We start from the raw sequence: 23,362 nt of genomic DNA on the forward strand, positions 1-23,362 counted from the left end.
CAGACTGCTGACACTTTGGATGCTTCTTGCCCCCTCACTGGCATTCGCGACAGAACACCCCATGTCACTGCTGGACGCCTATGACAGTTCCCTGCACAACGACCCGGCCTTCCAGGGTGCCACTTTCGACTACCAGGCTTCGCAGCAGGAAGAAGCCATAGGCCGGGCCGGCCTGCTGCCACAGCTGTCGGCAAGCGGCCGTTATGGTGATACCCGGCAACTGAGCGGTCAGGACGTCGACAGCAATAGTGCCGATGATCGTTATGCCAGTGGCAACCTCAGCCTCACCGCCCGGCAAATGCTCTATGACAAGGGCAAGCTGGCCTATTACGACCAGAGCAAGGCTCGCGGTAAGGTAGGTTCTGCGCTGTACAACGATGCCACTCAGGAGCTGTTCAATCGCGTGATCGAGGCCTACTTCGAAGTCGCCCGCCAAAGCAACGAGTTGAAACTGGCCAGTCAGCAACGCACTGCCATCGAGGGCCTAGCCAAGCAGACGCAGAGACTCTACGAAGCGGGCGATGGCACCATTACCGATATCGACGAAGCGCAGGCCCGCCTCGATCTGGTCAAGGCTCAGGAGATCGAGTACCTGGCGCGTATCCGCGCTGCCCTGCGCAGCCTTTCCGGACGCACCGGCCAGGCGGTCAACGAAATTGAACCGATGCAGGATAGCCTGCCCCCCCATGCGCCACTGCAAGCCGAACAGGACCTGCAGTACTGGCAACGCCAGGCCCGCCTGGCTGCACCGCGTCTGGATGCTCGCCGTGCCTCAGTCGAACTGGCCGAAGCGGAACTGCAGGGGCAACGTGCGGGGCACTACCCCTCGCTATCGCTGGTCAGCGAATACAACAAGAGCCAGCAAGACAACCTCAGTGACGACTATCGCCGGCAATCTTCCTACTACCTGGGAGTGGCCGTGGACGTGCCGCTTTTTGCCGGTGGCGGCGTCAATGCGTCGGTCCGCAAGTCCGCCTACGCCCTCTCCAGTGCAACCGCTCAACTGGACAATGAAGCACAGCAGCTGGTTGAGGATATCGAACGCGACTATCTGGGCGTGGTCAGCGGCTTCGAGAAATGCAAAGCCCTGCAAACTGCCGTCAACTCGAACCAGCGAGCCCTGGCCTCGGCGGAAAAGGGCTACCAGGCGGGCGTGCGCTCCACCATCGACATTCTCAATGCCCAGCAAGTGCTATTCACCGCGCGGCGCGACCTGCTCAACACCAAACTCTTGATGTTGCAGAGCTATGTCAGCCTGCATGCCCGTACGGGGCTGATGCACCGGGGCATTCTCGAACAGGTGCAGAGCCTGTTCTGACGCCCTCAGACTCCCGGAACGTAATGCTGCTCACCCGCAGCCACCAGCAGATTCAGCTGACCGGTGTGACGACTTAACCAATCACCATCGACGCCACCTTGCGCACGCAAGTAGCGCAGCAGGTAATAACTGCCCAGGCGTTCGGCACAGAACGCCCAGATCCGAGCCTGAATATCGTCACGCCGGGTGTCGTGGAGTTGCACGCAACGCCGCACAACCGCTTCGACCGCCGTGATGTGTGGCAACCAGAAGTCGACAGGAAAAACGCCTAGCTCGATGCCGCCAGGGAAGAAGATCTTCTCGTCGAAGAAGGCCATGACTTCCTGTTTGCTCAGAGCCCCTACCTCCACGGCGGCAGCGGTGAAGCGCAGAAAGTCCTCAATGTAGTGAACATCCTTGTACTGGTAGAGGTAGCCGTGGTTTTCCCCATTAAGGGTGAACTGCCCTGGCTTCCCGATCAGGAAGTCAGAGGCCTTCGGCAGCATCAGGTCCGCCAGATCAAAGCGCTCGACCTCCGCGCTGGAGAGCACATCCATGACCTGGTAATTCTCTGCAGGTGTCCCAATGCGTTCGCGGCTAAGAAACTTGCGGTACTGGCAGATCCCCACGTAACGCACATCACGCTGCTGCTGTTGCAGCAGGTTCTTGAGGGCAAACGCACCGGCCATGGAACCCAATACAGGGTGATAGGGCTCCCACTCCGGCGCCAGGTCACGCAAGTTATGCCGCCCCTCCCCCTGGGCATCACCCATATAAATCGCGGCAACATAGGGCGGATAGTCAACCTGCAGTGGCACATGGGTCAGGCAGGCATACAGCAGATTGTCCGGGGCGCAGAGTGACATCAACAAGCATCCTTGGTCAGCAATAGCAGGTATTTCAGGCTTTGTTGAGACGTGCATAGGCACGGCTCAGGCCAGCTTCGAAGCTGCGCACAAAACTAGGCATGTCAAACAGCAGGGAGTTTTCCCGGCCATGTTTCAGGCGCTGTCGCAGCCCGCCAAGCTGTTGCTTGTCCTTAGCCAACTCGACAGCACGCTGTTCGTATTCGCTCAGGGAGCGGGTAATCAGCTCGGGTAAATCCAGGGCGGTGAGCAGGCTGCCAGCCATGCGCGAAGCGAAGGTTCGTCCCGAGCGAGTCAACACCGGCAACCCCATCCACAACGCATCATTGGCGGTCGTGCCGCCATTGAAAGGGTAAGCATCAAGAAACAGGTCGGCTACCGTGTAACGCGCCAGGTAGAGTTCGGGCGCCACTCTGGGTGCAAAGATCAGTCGCTCGCGGGCCACGCCCAGCGACTCCGCCCTGGCGCAGAGGTTGGCTTGAGACCACTGATTGTCAGCCAGCAGCCAGAACACGCTACCTGGCACTTGCTGAAGAATGCGCATCCAGCAGTCGAACTGCTCCTCATTGAACTTGTAGTTATTGTTGAAACAGCAGAAAACAAAGCGATCCTCCGGCAAGCCACACTCTGCACGGCTTGGCAGCGCGGCAACCGGGCGCTGACGATCACTGCACTGAAAAACCGGCAAGTACAGTGGACGCTCGCTGTAGAAGGGTTTTTCGCTATCCGGAATCAGGTATTCGTCTGCAATCACATAATCCACACAGGGCAACCCTGTCGGCCCGGGGAACCCCAGGTAGGTTACCTGCACCGGTGCCGGCCTGAATGCAAGGATGTTCGGCCGTGCTCCCGACGTCAGCCCCTGCAAATCGACCAGCACATCGATTTCCTGCTGACGGATCAGTTGGGCAGCCTCAGCATCATCCAGCGCGCCAATCGGGATGAAGTAGTCCATCGCCGACTTGACTCTGGCCCGCAGTGCCGAACCATCCTCTCGGCTCCAGCAGAAGCCATAGACCTCGAATGCCTGGCGATCGAGCAGCTCAAAAAGCTCCACCGTCAGCAATGAGACCGCGTGCAAGCAGAAGTCCGAGGATAGAAAGCCAATGCGCAGGCGTTCATGCTGGTAACCACTACGCGGAGCCAGCTCGGCCACCCGCTGGTTAACCCTCTCACTGACAAAGCGCTGGGCAGTGGCCAGCTGCAAGCCGGGATCATCGGTCGCCGACAGCATCGCCAACGGCGAAGTTGCCTTGAGCATCTCACCCAGCGAAAGCTGTTCCAGCTCAGTGAATACGGGCCACTCACACTGCTTTTGGCGCAGGTGCACCCAGTGCTGAATGACCTTCGGCTGCTCCGGGTCTGCCTGCAGACTGGCCAACAGCTTGGCCTCGGCACTATTCAGTTGGCGGGTCTCTTCCATCAGGCGGCCCATGCTGTTGAGCACCATCAGGTACAGCTCCCGATTAAGCTCGGGGCCCACCAACGGATGATCAAGCATGGACTGCCAGATGATCAGCGCATTGTCCGCACGGCCCTGCCGCTCAATCACGGCGCCGAGATTGAACCAGGCCTGAACAAAATCCGGCTTACTCTGGATAGCCGACCGGTAAGCCTGCTCTGCCGCTGGCAGCTGTTCGAGCTGCGATAACGTCACACCAAGATTGAACTGCACGATGTAATCAGCCGTCGAGCGACAATGCGCCAACCAGCTTTGATACAAACGCACTACATCCGTATGCCGCCGCACAGTGCCCAACCGCTCTGCCACCGCAATCAGCTGCATCGGCTCCAGGCTTGCCTGCTCGGACAACTGCAGGGCATTGAGAAAAGCGGTATCAAGATTTACAGATAGAACTGAGCTTTCCGGCATGCAAACGCCTTAATCGGGCAATCCATTTCCATACACAGACAGTTCCAGGCCGCCCGAAAGAGGCGAACCTGGAACTACTGCCACTGGTTATGAATAGAAGCTGGTATTCACGTTGCTTGCAACCAGCAACTGGATCTCTCCATCGTTGTAGACGTTGTAGTCCGTGCCATCGACCTGCACGCTGCCAGCAGCCTGCCATTCGCCGGCCGGGTCGTTGATCACCACACTGTCATGGGCATCACCATTGATCAGCATCTGCACCGGCGCCGAGGCGCCCAGCGCGGTCTCGACCAAGCCAACCTGCCCAAACTGACTGATGCTCTGGGCATCGAGTGTAAGGGTGGTTGACTTACCAGCATCGCCAGCCAGGTTGATCTGACTGAGGCTGTTGGCACTGACCAGGTCCGGGTTAACTGCCGTGAGATCGATGCTCATCCCCTCACTACCGCCATTGCGGAACCAGGCATCAACGATGCTGTGCAGTTCACCATCAACGGTTTCGTAGCTGGAGGTCAGTCCAATCCAGTTGCCGTTGTTTACCTGAGAGGTCTGCTCAGCCGCCAGATTGATACTGGTGATACCCAGAGCGGACAGGTTGTACAGCTCACCAGCCTGGCTCACACCATCCTGGTTGCCATCAACCCACACACGCAGTGCCGCAAACTCGGTGTCGGCGGAACTGATGCGCCCATCCTGATTGCTATCAAGCTGAGCCAGTGCCGCAAAACCATCTTCGGCATGACCGCCATCGGTGAGGCTGGTGGCATTACCGAACAGCTCGCCGCCATCATTGATCAGCCCATCGCCGTTACGATCCAGCGCCAGCAGGCCATCGCCCTCACCGACCCAGCCAACATTATCCAGATCGCCATCGGCATCTATGTCGAAGTGGGTATTGGCGGCCCAATGCAGGGTCTGCACGCCGTCACCGTTGAGGTCCAGCACCAGCGGCGAGGTATTGAGCACCGCCAATTGCTCGGTACTCATGGCTGCCAACTGGTCAGGCGTGAAGGCATCGGCCTGGGTCATGCTCAGGGCCTGCAACTGGTCGGTCGTCAGCGCCGGCACATCGGCCACATCGATCGCCACCAGTTGAGCCGTGTTGAACAGGGCAAAATCGCTCGCCTGCAACGCGGCAACCTGGGCCGAGGTCAGCGCCGAGACATCCGCAGTCTCCAGCGCCTGCACCTGAACCGAGGTCAGTGCGATGATCTGGTCGGTCGTCAGCGCCTTCACCTGCGAGGTGGTCAGGGCAACGATATGTGCGGTGGTCAGCGCCGCAACCTGATCGCTGGTCAGTACCGCCAGGTCGACGTTCTGCATCGCCTGGATCTGCTCGGTGGTCAGAGCCGCCACATCACGGGTTTCCAGTGCCTGCACCTGAACGGTGGTCAGACCGGAGACCTGAGAGGTGGTCAGGGCACGAACCTGCTCGGTGGTCAGCGCGACAATCTGCGCAGTGCCCATGACGGCCAGATCGGAGATCTGGATGGCCGCCACCTGTGCGGTGGTCAGTGCCGCCACGTCCGCAGTTTCCAGCGCCGCGACCTGGGTCGAGGTGAGCGCCACGACCTGAGACGTCGTCAACGCCGCCGCCTGTGCCGTGGTCAGCGCGACGATCTGCGCAGTGTCCAACGACTGCAGATCAGAAGCCTGGATGGCTGCAATCTGCGCCGTCGTCAGCGCGGCCAGATCCTGGGTCTGCATCACGGAGAACTGCTCGGTCGTCAGCGAAACAATCTGCGCCGTGGTCAGCGCCGCCGCCTGTTCGGTCGTCAGCGCAACGATCTGTGCCGTGGTCAGCGCCGCAATATCGGCACCCTGCATCGCGGATACCTGCAGCGTGGTCAGGTCCTGGATCTGATCGGTGGTCAGTGCAGCGACCTGCTCGGTCGTCAGGGCCTGGATCTGTGCCGTGGTCAGCGCCGGCAGCTGATCGCTGGTCAGCTCCACCAACTGCGCCGTGCTCAGCAGGGCAATGTCACTGGCATCCAGTGCAGCGATCTGCTCGGTTTTGAAGGCCACCAGATCACGGGTTTCCAGCGCCTGCACCTGAGCACTGGTCAGGGCCTGAATCTGTGCGGTACTCAAGGCACGGAACTGATCGCTGGTCATCACCTCGATCTGCGCGGTGGTCAGCGCAGCAACATCGCGGGTCTCCATCACGGCCAGCTTGGCGGTGGCCAGGTTGGCAATCTGCGTGGTACTCAGGGCCGCCACCTGGCCGGTAGTCATACCGACAATCGCGGCGGAACTGAGGGCATTGAGGTCGTCCGTTTCCAACTTGCTGATCTGCGCAGTAGTCAACGCAGCGACCTGGCTGGCACTGAGCGCCGCCGCCTGTGCCGTGGTCAGGGCAACGATCTGGTCACTGGTCAGGTTGGCCATGTCGGCAGTCTGCAGCACCGCAACCTGCGCCGTGCTGAGCAGCGCGAAATCGGCTACCTGCATCGCTGCCACCTGAGTGCTGGTCAACGCGACGATCTGATCTGTGGTCAGTGCCTGGACCTGATCCGAGGTCAGCGCCACCACCTGCGCGGTGGTCAGGGCCTCGATCGCAGCGGTCTTGAGAGCCACCAGCTGCTCGGTCTCGAGTGCTGCCACTTGCTCAGTGGTCAGCGCCGCTGCCTGCTCGACAGTTACGCCCTGCAGGGCCTGGGTGGTCAGCAGGACCAGATCCTCGGTCTCCAGAGCGCGGATCTGTGCAGTCGTCAGCGCAGCCACCTGGGCCGAGCTGAGCACAGGTACCTGATCAGTCGTCAGCGCGACAATCTGCGCGGTGGTCAGCTCGGCCACATCACGGGTCTGCAGCGCGGCGATCTGCGCGGTACCCAGCTGCACCAGATCGGCGGTCTCGATAGCCTTCACCTGCTCGGTGGTCAACGCGACAATCTGCGCGGTGGTCAGTGCCTTGACCTGGGCAGTGGTCAGCCCGGCGATCTGTGCGGTGCCCATCACGGCAATGTCGCGGGTTTCCAGCGCGGCAATCTGCGCGGTGCTGAGTACTGCCAGATCAGCGACCTGGATGGCCGCGACCTGCTCAGTGGTTAGCGCAACGATCTGTGCGGTGGTCAGCGCCTGGGCCTGGGCAGTCGTCAGGGCAACGATCTGCGCAGTGGTCAGACCTGACAGATCCGGCGTCTGGATCTGACGGATCTGCACGGTGGTCAGCGCAGCGAAGTCCTCCGTCTCCATGGCCGCCAGCTGTGGCTTGGTCAGCGCCTGAATCTGCTCCCCAGTGAGAACGCGAACCTGATCAGTGCTCAACGCCACGATCTGATCGGTGGTCAGCGCCGTGATGTCGACCGCCTCCAGACCGGCCACCTGATCGGTGGTCAGTGCCGCAATATCGGCGGTCTCCAAGGCAGCAACCTGACTCTGCGTCAGCGCCTGAAGCTGGTCGACACTCAGCGCACGTACCTGAGCAGTGCTCAGCGCCTGAATCTGCGCCGTCGTGAAGGCCGCCACCTGCGACAACTGCAGTCCGGCGATCTGGGCCGAGGTCAGCAAGGCCAGATCACCTGTTTCCAGGGCGCGAATCTGTGCGGTGCTGAGGAAACCGATCTGGTCGGCGGTAATGGCGCCGATCTGTGCCGTGGTCAGCAGCGGAATTACGGTAGTCGACAGTGCGGCCAGATCCTGACCCTCCATCGCCGCGATCTGTGCCGTCGTCAGGTTCACCACCTGGGCAGTGGTCAGCGCCGCGGCCTGGGCGGTCGACAGCAACTGCACCTGATCGACGGTCAGCGCCGCGACATCCGTGGTTTCCATCGCCACAATCTGCGCCGTGGTCAGTGCCCCGATCTGCTCCAGCGTCAGAGCGCGGGTCTGCTCGGTCGTCAGAGCCACCAGTTGCTCGGCGCTGAGATTCTGGATGTTCGCCGTTCCCAGAGCCGCGACCTGCACACCCGACAGCTTGCTGAACTGGGCGGTGGAGAGCGCTGCGGTCTGCACGGTGGTCAACGAAGACACCTGCTCCTCAGTCAAGGCAGCAATATCGGCGGTAGCCATGGCCGTGATCTGGCTGGTAGTCAGCTTGGTCAGCTGAGCCACCGTCAGGGCCGCAAAACGGTCCGGAGTCAGCGCCACGATCTGCTCGGTGGTCAAGGCCACCAGTTGGGCGGTGGTCAACGCCGGAACCTGCGCCACGTTGATCGCCGCCACATCGGCGGTTTCCAAGGCACGTATCTGTGCCGTGGTCAGCGCAGCCAACTGTGTATTGGTCAGAGAGACGATCTGCTGGGTGGTCAACGCGGCAATCTGCGCAGTGGAGAGCGCCTGCAGATCGGCCAGTTCGATGGCGGCAATCTGGTCAGCAGTCAGCACGGCCAGATCAGCCAGCTCCATGTTGCGGAACTGCGCGGTGGTCAGCGCAGCGATCTGTTCGGCGCTGAGCGCAGCAGCCTGCTCAGTGGTGAGTCCCTGAACCTGTGCATTGGTCAGCGCCTCGACCTGAGCCGTACTCAGAGCAGCCAGCTGAGGCAACTTGAGCGCTGCCACGTCGGCGGTTTCCAGCGCCCGCACCTGGGAGGTGCTCAGAGCGGCCAGTTGGCCAGCCGTGAGGGCGCCAACCTGCTCGGTAGTCAGAGCAATCAGCTGCACGTTGCTCAGGGCGGCGACGTCCGCAGTCTCCAGCGCCGCCACCTGGCGGGTAGTGAGACCGGCGACTTGTGCTGTGGTCAGCGCGACCAGCTGCTCGGTACTCAAAGCGACTATCTGCGCGGTGGTCAGCGCAGCCAGATCGGCGATTTCCAGCGCCCGTACCTGAGCGGTGGTGAGCGCCGCGATCTGAGCGGTGGTGAGCGCGGCAGCAGCAGCCGTGCTGAGGGCATCGACCAGATCGGCACCCGCTGCAGCAATGGTACCGGCATCCAGGGCCGCCACCTGGCTCGGGTTGAGAGCCGCCAGCTGGGCACTGCCGAGGGCCGCTACCTGAGCGGAGTCCAGCACGGCCAATTGCTCGGCCGACAGTGCAGCCACATCGGCCGCTTCGAGGGCTGCCACCTGCACACTGGTCAGGGCCGCGACTTGCTCGGTGAGCAGGTTAGCCATCTGGTTGGTGGTCAGGCTCGGAATGGCCGCCACGGCAATGGCGGCAATGTCTGCGGTTTCCAGGCTGATGATCTGATCCGCACTGAGCGCAGCTAGCTGGGTGCCCGTGAGGGCCGCCACCTGCTCGGTACTCAGCGCCGCCAGTTGGGCCGAGGTCAGCACAGCCACGTCGGCGTTCTGCAGCGCAGCAATCTGCGCGGTAGTCAGCGCCGCGACCTGGCCACCCGAAAGCTGCTCAACCTGAGCGGTGGTCAGCGCTATCACCTGAGCGGTGGTGAGTGCTGCGATCTGGGCCGTACCAAGCGCCGCGATCTGATCACTGGTCAGCAAGGCCAAATCAGCCGTTTCGATAGCGCGTATCTGGGTGCTGCTCAGCACTGCCAGATCCGCGGTTTCCAGCGCGACTATCTGAGAGGTACTCAGCGCCGCAATCTGCGCCGTGGTAAGAGCCTGAGCCTGGGCGGTCGTCAGAGCCGCCAGTTGCTCGGCGCTGAACTGGGCCAGGTCGGCGAGTTCCAGAGCACGCAGTTGCGTGCTGGTCAGCGCAGCGATCTGGGCACCACTCAGGGCCTGCACCTGAGCGGTGCTCAGGGCGACTATCTGCGCCGTGGTCAGTGCCGCCAGGTCATCTGTCTGCAGAGCGCTGACCTGAGCATTGCCGAGCGCAGCCACCTGAGCGGTGGTCAGCGCTGCCGCTTGCTCGGTGGTCAATGCCGACAGCTGGCCGGCCGTCAGCACCTGAACATCGGCCAATTCCAGTACACGAATCTGGGCAGTGGTCAGCGCAGCAAAGTCCGCAGTCTCAAGCGCCTGCACCTGGGCGGTGGTCAGCGCCACCACCTGATCGGTGGTCAGCGCAGCAGCCTGGGTCGGGCTCAGAGCACGCACCTGTAGCGTGGTCAGGGCCTGCAGATCAGCGGTCTCGATCACTCGCAGTTGCGCGGTAGTCAGGGCTGCAATCTGCTCGGCACTCAGTGCACGCAGCTGGGCACTGCTCAGGGAGATTACCTGGGCATTGGTCAGGGCCTGCAGATCCGCAGTTTCAATCGCGCCGACCTGTGCAGTGGTCAGTGCGGCAATCTGCACCGTACTGAGCTTGCTCAGCTGGCCACCGGTAAAGGCGGCAATCTGCTCGACAGTAAAGGCAGCCAGATCGGCGTTCTCCAGCGCCGCCAGCTGCGCGGTGGTGAAGTGCTCGATATCGACGGTTTCCACCGCCACGATCTGTGCAGTGCTCAGGGCGACTATCTGTGCCGTGCCAAGCGCAGCGATCTGGTCGCTGGTCAGGGCAGCAATCTGGTCACTGGTCAACGCGGCCACATCGGCAGTTTCCAGCGCACGCACCTGAGCAGTGCTCAGTGCGGCGATCTGTGCCTGGGTTAGCGCCTTGACCTGTGCGGTGGTCAGCGCGGCGACCTGGCTGGTGCTCAGAACCCCGAGATCTGCCAGTTCCAGCGCCGCCACCTGATCGGTGGTCAGCTTGGACAGCTGCGCGGTAGAGAGCGCCGCCACTTGGGCAGTGGTCAGCGCAGCGATCTGCTCGACGCTGAAGACCGCCAGATCCTCGGTCGCCAGGGCGGCGACCTGATCGCTGGTCAGCGCAGCGACCTGGGCGGTGCTCAGCGCGGCAATCTGACTCGCACTGAGGCTGGAGATCACCGCACTGGAGACCGCAGCCAAGTCGGCCACCTGCAAGGCAGCAACCTGATCGACACTCAGTGCGGCCAACTGGGCACTGGTCAGCACGGCAGCCTGCGCCGTGGTCAGCGCCACCACCTGGGCAGCCGTGAGAACAGCCACGTCGGCGCTTTCCAGAGCCGCCACCTGAGCGGTGGTTAGCGCGGCAATCTGCGCAGTGCTCAGGGCTTCGACCTGCAAAGTGGTCAATCCCGCCACCTGCGCGGTACTGAGGGCGGCGATCTGTGCCGTGGTCAGCTTGATCAGCTGAGTCGCGCTCAGAGCCGTCAAATCAGCCACCTCGATGGCACGTACCTGGGCCGTGCTCAGCGCCTGCAGTTGTTCCGTGGCCAGCGCGGCCAACTGAGCAGAAGTCAGCGCCACTATCTGCGCCGTGCTCAAGGCGCGGACGTCGGCCGTTTCCAGTGCGGCCAACTGCGTGGTCGAGAGTCCGGCAACCTGCGCGGTACTGAGGGCTGCTACCTGCTCGGTGGTCAAGGCCACGACCTGCGCGGTCCGCAGGCCTGCCAGGTCAGCCACCTCGATGGCTCTGACCTGAGCAGTGGACAGCGCCTGCAGATCCTGAGTCTGCAGTGCACCGATCTGCTCGCTGGTCAGCGCGGCAATTTGCGCCGTGGTCAATGCCGCCACCTGGGCACTGGTCAGCGCCACTATCTGGGCAGCCGTCAGAGCCGCGATATCGGCGGTTTCAAGCTGGGATATCTGGCTTGGCGCCAGGGCCGCCAGATCGACGGTTTCGAGTGCCGCTACCTGAGCGGTGGTCAGAGCCTGGAGCTGGGCAGCACTGAGGGCCTGAACCTGTACCGAGGTCAGGGCAGCGATCTGGTCGGTAGTCAACGCAGCCACGTCGGCCGTTTCCAGTGCTTCGATCTGCGCGGTGCCTAGCGCCTGCAGATCCACCAGGGCCAGGGCGCTCACCTGCGCCGTGGTCAGCGCCTGGATTTGCGCGGTGGTCAGCGCCGCGACTTGAGCAGTGGTCAGGGCATCCAACTGGGCAGCACTCAGCACCGCCAGATCCGCCACTTCGAGCGCGCGGATTTGCGCGGTGGTCAGCGCGGCAACCTGGACCAGACTCAGGTTCTGCACCTGGGCAGTGGTCAGCGCGGCGATCTGCGCGGCGCTCATGGCCACCAGATCCTGAGTCTGCAGGGCGGCAACCTGGCCTACAGTCAGGCTGCTGACCTGAACAGTGGTCAGTGCCGCAACTTGTGCACTGCTTAGCGCAGCGATCTGCTCATCGGTCAGGGCACGCAGGTCCTGGGTTTCCAGGGCGCGGATCTGCGCCGTGGTCAGCGCTGCGACATCGGCCAGTTCCAGCGCGGCTACCTGAGCGGTACCCAGCGCCACCACCTGATCGGTGGTCAGCGCAGCGACCTGTTCGGTGGTCAGACTGGTCAGTTGATCGGCCGACAGTACTGCCACATCGGCAGTATCCAGAGCCCGAATCTGTGCGGTTGTCAGTGCCGGGATCTGTTCCTGGGTCAGGGCCAGCACCTGGGCGGTGGTCAAGGCGGCAATCTGCGCAGTCGTCAGCGCGGCCAGATCATCGGTCTGCAGCGAAGCGATCTGCGAAGTTGGCAAGCTGGCAATCTGCGCAGTCGTCAGTGCAGTCGGCTGGGCACCGCTGAGCGCAATGACCTGCTCCTGGCTGAGCGCCGCCACGTCAACGGTTTCCAGCGCAGCGATCTGGGTGCTGCTCAGCGAGGCGATCTGCGCCGTAGTCAGCGCCTGCATCTGCGAGGTCGTCAAGGCCACGATCTGCGCCGTGGTCAACACCTGGACATCGGCAATTTCCAGCGCGGCGACCTGGGTCTGGGTCAGAGCAGCGATCTGCTCGGTGGTCAGAGCGGCTACTTGTTCGGTAGTCAGGGCAGCCACCTGGGCAGTGCCCAGCAAGGCCAGATCGGCGGTTTCCAGCGCACGCAGTTGACGTGACGTCAGCGCCTGCAACTGAGCGGTGCTCAGGGCCACTACCTGTGCACTACCGAGCGCGACTATCTGCGCGGTGGTCAGTGCAGCGACGTCCTCGGTTTCCAGGGCACGGATCTGCGCCGTGCTAAGGGCGGCAATCTGCACAGTGTTGAGACCCGCCACCTGAGTGGAGGTCAGTGCAACGATCTGCGCACTGGTCAGAGCCGCAATATCGGCGGTCTCCAGAGCACGCAACTGGGTTGCCGACAGCGCCTGCAGGTCATCGGTCTCGATGGCCAGCATCTGGCTGGTGGTCAGCGCCACAAGCTGCGAGGTAGTCAGCGCCGCGAACTGCTCGCTGGTCAGGGCCGCGATCTGCGCAGAAGTCAGCGCAGCCAGGTCGGCGGTTTCGATCTGACGAACCTGGGCGGTAGACAGCACCGCCAGATCGGCCTCTTCCAGCGCAGCAGCCTGCTCGGTGGTCAATGCGCGCACCTGCCCGCTACTCAGCGCAGCAACTTGCGCGGTGGTCAGCGCGGCTATCTGCGCCGTGGTCAACGCCGCCAGATCGGCGGTTTCCAGCGCCAGCACCTGTGTGGTACCGAATGCCTGCAGATCAGCGACCTGCAGACTGGCCGCCTGAGCGGTAGTCAGCGCGGCAATCTGCGAGGTACTCAAGGCCTGCACTTGGGCGGTCGTCAGGGCAATGATCTGATCACTGGTCAGACTGGCAAAGTCCTGGGTCTGCAGCGCAGCCACCTGCGCGGTACCAAGCGCGGCCACCTGAGCGGTGGTCAGAGCCTGCACCTGAGCAGTGGTCAGCGCGACTATCTGTGCGGTACTCAGGGCAAACAGATCCTGAGTCTGCAGGGCCGCCACCTGGTCTGTGGTCAACGCCGCCACCTGGGCAGTGGAAAGTGCAGCCGTCTGCGCGGTAGACAGTGCGACTATCTGCGCGGTGGACAGTGCAACCAGGTCGGCAGTCTCCAGCGCCCGCACTTGTGCGGTGGACAGCGCGCCGATGTCCTCTATTTCCAGAGCACGAGCCTGTGCGGTGGTCAACGCCTCGACCTGAGAGGTGCTCAGCGCCGCGATCTGAGCAGAGCCCAGCGCCACCAGTTGAGCAGTGGTGAGGGTTGCCAGGTCGACGGTCTCGATCGCCCGCACCTGCAGCGTGGTCAGCGCGGCCAGTTGATCGGAGACCAGAGCCTGCAACTGGGCGCTACTCAGGGCAGCGATCTGTGCAGAGTTGAGTACCACCAGATCGGCAGTCTCCAGCGCGACGATCTGTGCGGTGGTCAGCGCCGCTACCTGGGTAGTGGACAGCGCGGCAATCTGCTCGGTCGTCAGCGCCGCAATCTGATCGCTGTTCAGGCGCACCAGATCCTGGGTTTCCAGCGCAGCGATTTGCACACTGGTCAGCGCCGCCACTTGAGCGGTGGTCAGGGCGGCAACCTGAGCGGTAGACAGTGCAGCGATCTGCACGCTGGTGAGTGCCTGCAGATCGGCCAGTTCAAGGGCCTGCAGTTGGGCACTGCTCAGCGCGGCAAGCTGCGCGGTACTCAGCGCGGCAACCTGGGCGGTCCCCAAAGCGGCGATCTGTGCCGTACTCAGCGCAGCAATATCAATTGTATCCAGTGCTCGGATCTGGCCAGTGGACAGCGCCGCCAGGTCCTGAGTCTGCAGTGCAGCAACCTGGGCACTACCCAAGGCGGCAATCTGCTCGGTACTCAGGGCGGTGAACTGGGCGGTGGTCAGAGCCTGTACCTGGGCACTGCTCAGCGCCGCGATATCGGCAGTTTCCAACATCTGCAGCTGGGCGCTCGCCAAAGCGACGATGTCCTCAGCCTCGATGGCCGCTACCTGCGCGGTGGTCAGGGCTTGTACCTGAGCCGTGCTCAAGGCACCCACCTGGTCGGAACTGAGTGCTGCAATCTGGCTGGTACGCAAAGCTGCCAGGTCATCGGTCGCCAACGCACGGACCTGAACGGTAGTCAGTGCAGCGATCTGCTCGGGCGTCAGTGCACGCACCTGAGCAGTGGTCAACGCGACGATCTGCTGGGTGCTGAGTGCTTCCACCTGCTCGGTGGTCAGAGCCTCGATGCGATTGGTGGCCAGGGCCGCCACATCGACGGTTTCCAGCGCCCTGACCTGCGCGGTGGAAAGCGCTGCCAACTGGTCGAGAGTCAATGCAAGTGCATGGGCAGTCGTCAGCGCGGCGATCTGTGCCGTACTCAGCACGGCGATGTCGACGGTATCCAGAGAAGTCAGCTGGTGGGTCGTCAGGGCCTCGATCTGCGCAGTCTTCAGCGCACCTACCTGAACCGAACTCAAAGCGACCGCCTGATCAGTGGTCAACGCGGCGATGTCGGCCGTCTCGATAGCCGCCACCTGGGCGGCACTCAGCGCAGCGATCTGCTCGATAGCCAGTGCGCGGACCTGCTCGGTCGTCAGTGCTGCAACCTGCGCGGTGGACAGCGCGGCAACCTGGGCCAGGCTCAGGGTCACCAATTGGGCAGTCGTCAGGGCCGCCACATCGGCGGTTTCCAAGGCGCGCAGCTGGGTGGTGGACAGCGCAGCCAACTGACCAATGCTCAGCTCCCGGATCTGCGCGGTAGTCAGCGCAGCAATCTGCGAGTTGTTCAATGCGGAGATATCGGTGGCATCCAGCGCACCCAGTTGAACAGTGGTCAGCGCAGCAATCTGCTCAGTGGTCAGGGCCGCGACTTGCACGGATGACAATGCGGCGATCTGTGCCGAACTCAGGGCACGCAGGTCCTGGGTTTCCAGCACACCGATCTGGGCTGCAGTCAGCGCCGCTACCTGCTCGGCGGTCAGAGCGGTCATCTGGGCGGTGGTCAGGGCTGGAACACTGTCAGTCGACAGGCGTGCCACATCGACCGCTTCCATGGCGGCAATCTGAGCGGTCGTCAGCGCGGCGACCTGAGCCGAGGTCAAGGCGCGAGCCTGAGTCAGGGTCAGGGCCACGATCTGCTCGGTAGTCAACGCAGCGAGGTCCTGTGTCTCGATCGCCACGATCTGGGCCGTGGTCAGCGCGGCGATCTGCGCACTGGTCAGTGCACGCACCTGGGCCGTACTCAAACCGGCGATGGTCGCCGGCGCAATGGCGGCCAGGTCGGCCGGTTCAAAGCCAGCAATCTGCGCCGTGCTGAAGCCGGCGATCTGCGCGGTGGTGAGCGCCGCTGCCTGATCCTCGGTCAGGGCGTAGATCTGCGCGCTGGTCAGCGCTGCAGCCTGCGCGGTGGTCAGCCCACGAATGGCCGCAGTAGACAATGCCGCCAGGTCATTGGTTTCCAGTACGGCAATCTGCTCGGTGGTCAACGCTCCCAGTTGCGCCGAGGTCAGCGCCACCGCCTGATCCTCATTGAGGGCAACGATCTGCGCCGTGGTCAGCGCTCGCACATCGGCGGTCTCCAGGGCAGCGATCTGAGCGGTATTGAGGATGCTCAGCTGCTCGGTGCTCAGAGCAACGACCTGCGCGGTAGTCAGTGCGGCGATCTGCGCAGTACCAAGGCCAGCCAGATCGTCGGCCTCCAACGCAGCAACCTGGGCAGTGCTGAGTATCGCTACCTGAGTGGTACTCAGTGCCGCGACCTGCTGCGCGGTCAGAGCCTGCACCTGCTCGGTGGTCAGAGCAGCAACCAGCGCCGTGCTCAACCCGCGGATGGCCGCGGTGCTGAACAACTGCAGGTCGCCAGGCTCGAGCACAGCGAATTGCTCGGTGGTAAGGCCAGCCAGCTGGGTGCTGGTGAGCGCCACCACCTGTTCGTTGGTCAGGGCCTGGATCTGCGCGGTCGTCAGGGCACGGAAGTCCTGACTCTCAAGGGCGCGGATCTGTACCGTGGAGAGAGCCTGCACCTGATCGGTGGTCAACGCAGCCGCCTGCTCGGTAGTCAGCGCGGCAATGCTTGCTGTAGACAGCACGGCCAGGTCTTCCAGCTCGATTGCCGGTACCTGAGCCGAGGTGAGCTTGGCAAACTGGGCCGTGGTCAGCGCGGCGGCCTGCTCGGTGGTGAGGGCAGCTACCTGCTCCAGACTCAGGGCCTGAAGGTCAGCACTTTCGAGCGCGCGCACCTGGGCACTGGTCAGCGCCTGCAATTGGTCGGTGGTCAGCGCGGCGACCTGAGTGCTGGTCAGCGCAATCACTTGCACGGTCGTCAGCGAGCGCAACTGGTCACTGCTCAGCGCCGCCACCTGCTGGGCGGACAGCACGGCGAGGTCCGTGGTTTCCAGGGCACGCAACTGCACGGTAGTCAGCGCGGCGACCTGTTCGCTGCTCAAAGCGGCCACCTGAGCAGTGGTCAGCGCGACCACCTGGGCGGTGCCCAGGGCACGCAGGTCGGCAGTCTCGATGGCGGCGATCTGCTCGACTGTCAGCTTGTTCAACTGGGCGGTGCCGAGCGCGGCCACCTGGGCGCTGGTCAAGGCAGCCACCTGGGCGGTGGAGAACGCCTGCAACTGGGCACTGTCCAGCGCAGCCAGGCCGGAAGTAATCAGTTGCGCCAGATCGGCGGTTTCCAACGAGGCCAGTTGAGAAGTGGTCAGAGCCACTATCTGAGTCGAGCTCAGGGCGGCGGCCTGATCAGTGGTCAGCGCACCCACCTGTTCCTCATTGAGTACCCGCACCTGCTCGGTACTCAGGGCACGAATACCTGCAGTCCCAAGGGCCTGCAGGTCTTCAGTCTGCAAAGAGGGCAGCTGGGCGGTGGAGATACCGGCGATCTGCGCGGTGGTCAGGGCCGCCACCTGGGCGGATGTCAGGGCGATCAGTTGCTCGTTGCTCAGCGCACGCAGATCGGCAGTTTCCAGAGCACGGATCTGTGCGGTCGACAGTGCAGCCAGTTGGGCGGTGGTCAGCTCGGCGATCTGGCTGGAAGACAGCGCACGGATGGCAGCGGTACTCAACTGCGCCAGGTCGGCCAACTCCAGAGCGGCTACCTGCTCTGCGGTCAGGGCGGCGACCTGAGTAGTGGACAGTGCCGCCACCTGGGCGGTGGTCAGGCCGGCGATCTGCTCGGTGCTCAGCGATGCCAGGTCGGCGGTTTCCAGCGCTACGATCTGCGCGGTGGTCAACGCAGCAATCTGGCTGGTACTCAGCACACCCAACTGCACATTGTTGAGGCTGACAATGGCAGCCGTACTAAGGGCTGCCAGGTCGTTGTTTTCCAACGCAGCGATCTGCGTAGTAGTCAGTTTGCTGACCTGTTCAGTGCTCAACGCGGCCACCTGCGCGGTGGTCAGAGCCTGGATCTGCGCAGTACTGAGCTGACGCAGATCGGTAGTTTCCAGGGCGCGTATCTGCACCGTGGTAAGCGCCGCCACTTGTGCGGTACTCATGGCCTGGATGTGTGCAGTACTCAGCGCCTGCACATCGGCAGTTTCCAGAGCCACGATCTGGGCTGTGGTCAGTGCCCTGATCTGCGCCGTGGTCATAGCCTTGATGTCGTCGGTTTCCAGCGCTCGAATCTGTGCGGTAGAAAGCGCAGCAATATCGACGGTCTCCAGCGCGGCTACCTGCCGGCTGGTCAACCCGGTCACCTGAGCCGCGCTCAACGCCTGAACCTGGGCAGTGCTCAGCGCAGCCAACTGGTCTGAGCTGAACTGTGCTAGATCAGCAGTTTCCAGTGCGGCGATCTGCGTCGTGGTCAAGGCAACGACCTGCTCCGTGCCCAATCCCTTGACTTGATCAGTGGTCAACGCCCGTAACTGGGCAGTGGTCAATGCACGAGTCTGAGCAGTAGTCAGGGCATCCACTTGCACGCTGGTCAGTGCCACGATCTGCGCGGCATTCAGGCTAGTGATTGCATTGGTGGCAATGGCCGCCAGATCAGCCGTCTGCAGCGCTCGCACCTGGGCGGTCGTCAGACTCGCCACCTGTGCGGAAGTCAGCACCGCCGCCTGGGCAGTTCCCAGAGCCACGATTTGCGCAGTGGTCATGGCCTTGAGATCACCCGTCTCAACGGCCTGAACCTGATCAGTCGTCAGCGCTGCAACCTGCGCAGTGGTCAGTGCCGCCACCTGAGCAGTGGTCAGGCCACGCACTGCGGCGGTATCCAGTGCCCGCAGGTCTAGGGTTTCAATGGCCCGAACCTGTGCCGAACTCATGACTGCAATCTGTGTCGAGCTCAACGCGGCAGTATGGGCAGTGGTCCAGGCGGCAATCTGCGCCGTGGTCAACGCCTGCATCTGCGCGGTGGTCAACGATCCCACCTGACGGGCAATCTGCTGCGAAGCGCTCAATGGGTCATTCAGCGCAGCAATTTGTGCAGTACTCAAGGCGACCATCTGCGGGATGGTCAGGGCGGCGACCTGCGCCGAGGTCAGCGCCTGCATCTGCGCGGTAGTCAGCGCCTGGATGTCGGTGGTTTCAATGGCCTGGATCTGGCGGGTCGTCAGGTCGTCAATCTGCGTGGCCAGGATGCTGGCAATTTGCACACTGCTCATGGCTGCAATGGCCGAACTGGCCAGGGCGGAAAGATCGCCGACCTCCAGCTTCTGCACCTGGGCAGTGGTCAGAGCCGCCACCTGGGCATTGCTCAGGGCAGCCGCCTGGGCAGTGGTCAGAGCCACGATTTGTGCCGTGGTCAGACTGGCCACCTGCGCCGCCGTCAGCCCCTTGATCGCCGCTGTGGTCAGCGCCGCCAGATCAGCCACTTCAAGTTTCTGCAGCTGCGCAGTAGTCAGGCCGGCCAGCTGCGCGGAGGTAAGCGCCTTGGCCTGGGCGGTAGTCAGGGCGACCACCTGGGCAGTTGTCAGTCCCTTGATGTCCGCCGCCTCGATGGCGGCCACCTGGGCGGTACTGAGCGCCACCAACTGGGCGGTGGTCAACGCACCGATCTGCGCTGAGGAGAATGCCCGGATGTCATCGGTGGCGAGAGCAGGCAGGTCGGCGACCTGAATTGCCGCCACCTGGGCAGTGGTCAGTCCCGCAACCTGAGTCGGCGTCAGCGCGCCGATCTGTGCCGAATCGAGCAAGACAATATCGGCCGTGGTCAGCGCAGCCAGATCAGCCACTTCCAGCTTGCTCAGCTGTGCCGTGGTCAGCGCAGCTACCTGAGCATCGGTCAGCGCCACCACCTGAGCGGTGGTCAGGCCGGTAATTGCCGAAGTCGCAATCGCGGCGATATCGACTTCCTGCATCGCAGCGATCTGCGCGGTGGTCAAGGCTCCGACCTGAGTGGCCGTGAGTGCCGCCGCCTGAGCGGTGGTCAGCGCCTGCAACTGGCCATTGGTCAAACTCTGCAGCTGCGTTGCAGTCAGTCCGCGAATCGCAGCGGTACTCAGAACAGCAATATCCGCCACCTCAATGGCAGCAACCTGACTGGTGCTAAGGGCCGCAAGTTGAGTGGCAGTCAGGGAGACCACCTGGGCGGTAGTCAGCGCGGCAATCTGCGCCGTGGTCAGCTTGGCAAAGTCAGCCGGCTCCATGGCGGCCAACTGCGCGGAGGTCAGCGCCGCAATCTGCTGATTGGTCAGAGCCACAACTTGAGCAGTGGTCAGGCCGGGAATGGTCGTGGACTTGATGGCCGCGAAATCAGCGACTTCCAGGGCAGAAATATTGGCGGTGCTGATCGCTGCCAGTTGGGTAGCGGTCAGGGCGGCGGCCTGTTCGGTGGTCAGAGCCACCAGTTGAGCAGTGGTCAGGGCATTGATCTGGGCGGTAGTCATGCCGGCAATGACACTGCTGGCCAGTGCCGGAATATCCGCAGCATCAATCGCGACGATCTGGGCGGTACTCAAACCTGCCACCTGGGATACCGTCAACGCACCGACCTGCGCAGAACTCAGAGCGGTCAGCTGGCCGGCGGTCAGAGCCTTCACATCCACCGCTTCGAGCTTGGCAATCTGTGCGGTGGTGAACGCCTGTACCTGAGCATTGCTCAGTGCCGCGATCTGCACGGTGGTAAAACCTGGCACTGCAGCAGTCGACAGCAAGGCGATATCGGCCGCATCGATGGCAGCCACTTGTTCGGTACTCATGGCCCCGATCTGGTTAGCCTTCAGCGCCTGGACCTGCAGGGTGGTCAGCGCAGTCACCTGAGCGGCACTCAGCGCCGAAATCTGTGCAGTACTGAGGTTGGCAATGGCCGCCGTGCTCAGGGCCGGCATGTCGCCATTCTCAATCGCCGCAATTTGCGCCGTGGTCATGCCTCCAACTTGAGAGGCAGTCAGTGCGCCAACCTGGGCGGAAGACAAGGCCAGCACATGTGCCGTGGTCAAGGCCTGAACATCAGCCACATCGAGCTTGGCAACCTGAGCCGTACTCAACGCCTGCACCTGAGCGTCACTGAGGGCGACGATCTGTGCCGTCGTAAAGCCCGTGATAGCGGCAGTCGACAGCGCAGTGACATCGGCAGCTTGCAGGGCAACAATTTGCGCAGTGGACAGCGCGGCCAACTGGACGGCGCTCAGCGTACCGACCTGCTCGGTGGTCAGAGCCACCACTTGAGCCGTGGTCAAGGCCGCCATCTGGGCAGTACTGAGGCTGACGATGGCGGCAGTCGACAAGCCAGGCAGATCAGCCGCCTCAATAGCGCGCAGTTGCGCTGTGCCAAGCCCGGCAACCTGAGCGGCCGTCAATGCGCCAACCTGAGCTGAACTCATGGCCACGAGCTGAGCGGTACCCAACGCCTGGATATCGGCAACATCCATTGCCGCAACCTGGGCACTGCCCAAGGCGGCGATCTGAGCGGTGGTCAGATTGGCCACCTGCGCAGTGGTAAGGGCTTTGATGACGACAGCGTCAAGAGACGCCAGATCAGCCGTTTCCAGCGCAGCAATTTGCTCCGTGCTGAGTTTGGAAATTTGCGCCGAGGTCAGCTCGGCCGCCTGCGCAGTGGTCAACGCAACCAGCTGTGCAGTCGTCAGCGCCACGGTCTGTGTCGTCGACAAGGCCGCAATGATGCTCGGATCCAGAGCAGGGATGTCGCCCACATCAATCGCCTGCACCTGCGCGGTGGTCAGCCCCTTGATCTGCTCGCTGTCTAGCACGGCGATCTGAGCAGAACTCAAGGCAGCAATCTGGGCAGTCCCCAGGGCTCCAAGATCTGCCGACTCCAGATTCTGCAGCTGAGCAGTGGTCAAGGCCGCGGCCTGGGCAGTGGTCAAGGCCGCAGCCTGGGCGGTAGTCAGACTGGCAATGACGCCCGTCGCCAAGCTGGCCAGATCACGTGTTTCCAGAGCCTGTACCTGAGCAGTGGTCAAGGCCTTGACCTGGGCACTGGTGAGTGCCGCCGCCTGTTCGGTGGTCAGACCGACCACTTGCGCTGTCGTCAGGGCGGCGACATCCCGGCTTTCCAGTGCACGAATCTGACTACTGCTCAGCTCGACCAAGTCCTGAACTTCAAGAGCTGCAACCTGCTGAGTGGTCATGGCGACCAGCTGAGCCGTACTCAACATGGCCATCTGCGCAGTGGTCAGTGCAGCAATTTGCGCAGTGGTCAAGGCAGCAAAATCAGCAATCTCCATCGCCGCCAGCTGAGCACTGGTGAGTGCTGCAAGCGCATCCACATCCAGGGCCGCCGCCTGAGCCGTGGTCAAGGAAACAATCTGCGCCGTTGTCAGCGCAGCAGCCTGGGCTGTGGTCAGCGCTCCAATCTGTGCCGTAGAAAACTTGCTGAAGTCGGCAGTAGGAATCACAACCAATTGCGCCGTTGTCAGTGCAGCAATATCGGCGGTTTCCATGGCCACCAGCTGTGCAGTTCCAAGCGCAAAGACCTGAGCAGTGCCGAGAGCGGCGACCTGAGCCGTAGTCAGCGCCTGGATCTGCGCCGTGGTGAGGGCTGCCACGTCAGCCGTTTGCAGGGCTTGAATCTGCGCGATAGTGAGATCGTCAATCTCGGCCGCATCAATCGCCTGAATCTGCGCGGTAGTCAGCGCCACGACCTGTGCAGTGGTCAGGGCTGCAACCTGGGTTGCCGTCAGGGCCTGGATTTGCCCAGTGCTCAAGGCCGCGAAATCCGCCGTTTCGAAAGCACGCACCTGAGCGGTGGAGAGCACAGCGAGATCTTCGGTTTCGATGGCTCGCACCTGGGTGCTGCTCAGTGCAGCGATGCTGCCGGTACTGAATGCCTCGAACTGCGCAGTGGTCAGCGCCACCATCTGCGCCGTGCTAATACCTGCAACATCTTCGGTGGTCATCCCCGCAATATCTGCGGTTGCCAGCGCCTGAACCTGATCCGTGGTCAAACCATCGAAGATGCTGCTCATAGTCTTGTTACCTGCACAGTGTGAGTCTGCATCGGCACATCATCAGAGGCAGGGCCGGAGCAGAAAAAAATCCTAAACAACGTTGGCGGCAGACCCCCGCAGTTCTTTAAGAACTGAACAGAATCTCGCCGCAGCTTTTAATTACGCATAGCGCCCATTTTATGGCGTCAACTATCCATCATCACAGTAATCTAGTGGCACTTGGCCACGCCAGTGGCCGAACGCGCCAACCGACGAACGCAACAAAGCCCAAAGCAAGCGGCATGCCTGCCTTTTGAGCCATCACTCATCAACTATAGATGGAGCAGCGAAAAGCGCTGCCTGGAGATCGACACGCCATACGGCGCACCGGTAGCAGCCTCAGGTCACCACACACAACTTGCGGCAAGCCCTTGCCGACGACAGCGCCACACGAGACTCCAGCGGCAAGAACAG

4 protein-coding genes are annotated in these 23,362 nt (G+C 62.6%); 1 reads left to right on the forward strand and 3 read right to left on the reverse strand.

Going from position 1 to position 23,362, the window contains the following annotated elements; translation table 11 throughout:
• The first annotated feature begins 61 nt into the window (after positions 1-61).
• A complete protein-coding gene (locus HNP49_RS13955; RefSeq protein ID WP_260407198.1) occupies positions 62-1,318 on the forward strand; it encodes a TolC family outer membrane protein in 1,257 nt (418 codons plus the stop codon).
• A gap of 5 nt (positions 1,319-1,323) precedes the next feature.
• Here HNP49_RS13955 and HNP49_RS13960 read toward each other — a convergent pair whose 3' ends face one another.
• The 3 genes from HNP49_RS13960 to HNP49_RS13970 all read right to left on the reverse strand — a co-directional run bounded on the left by HNP49_RS13960 (position 1,324) and on the right by HNP49_RS13970 (position 22,927).
• Entirely contained in the window at positions 1,324-2,163 is an 840-nt protein-coding gene (locus tag HNP49_RS13960; protein WP_184684243.1) for a hypothetical protein, read from the reverse strand.
• A gap of 34 nt (positions 2,164-2,197) precedes the next feature.
• A complete protein-coding gene (locus HNP49_RS13965) occupies positions 2,198-4,036 on the reverse strand; it encodes an acetylglucosamine transferase (RefSeq protein WP_184684244.1) in 1,839 nt (612 codons plus the stop codon).
• A gap of 87 nt (positions 4,037-4,123) precedes the next feature.
• Positions 4,124-22,927 (reverse strand): hypothetical protein, encoded by an 18,804-nt coding sequence (locus HNP49_RS13970; RefSeq protein ID WP_184684246.1) that lies wholly within the window; start codon positions 22,925-22,927, stop codon positions 4,124-4,126.
• Between the last annotated feature and the right edge of the window lie 435 nt (positions 22,928-23,362).

The sequence above is a fragment of the Pseudomonas fluvialis genome (genome assembly GCF_014207935.1).
Lineage (GTDB): Bacteria > Pseudomonadota > Gammaproteobacteria > Pseudomonadales > Pseudomonadaceae > Aquipseudomonas > Aquipseudomonas fluvialis_A.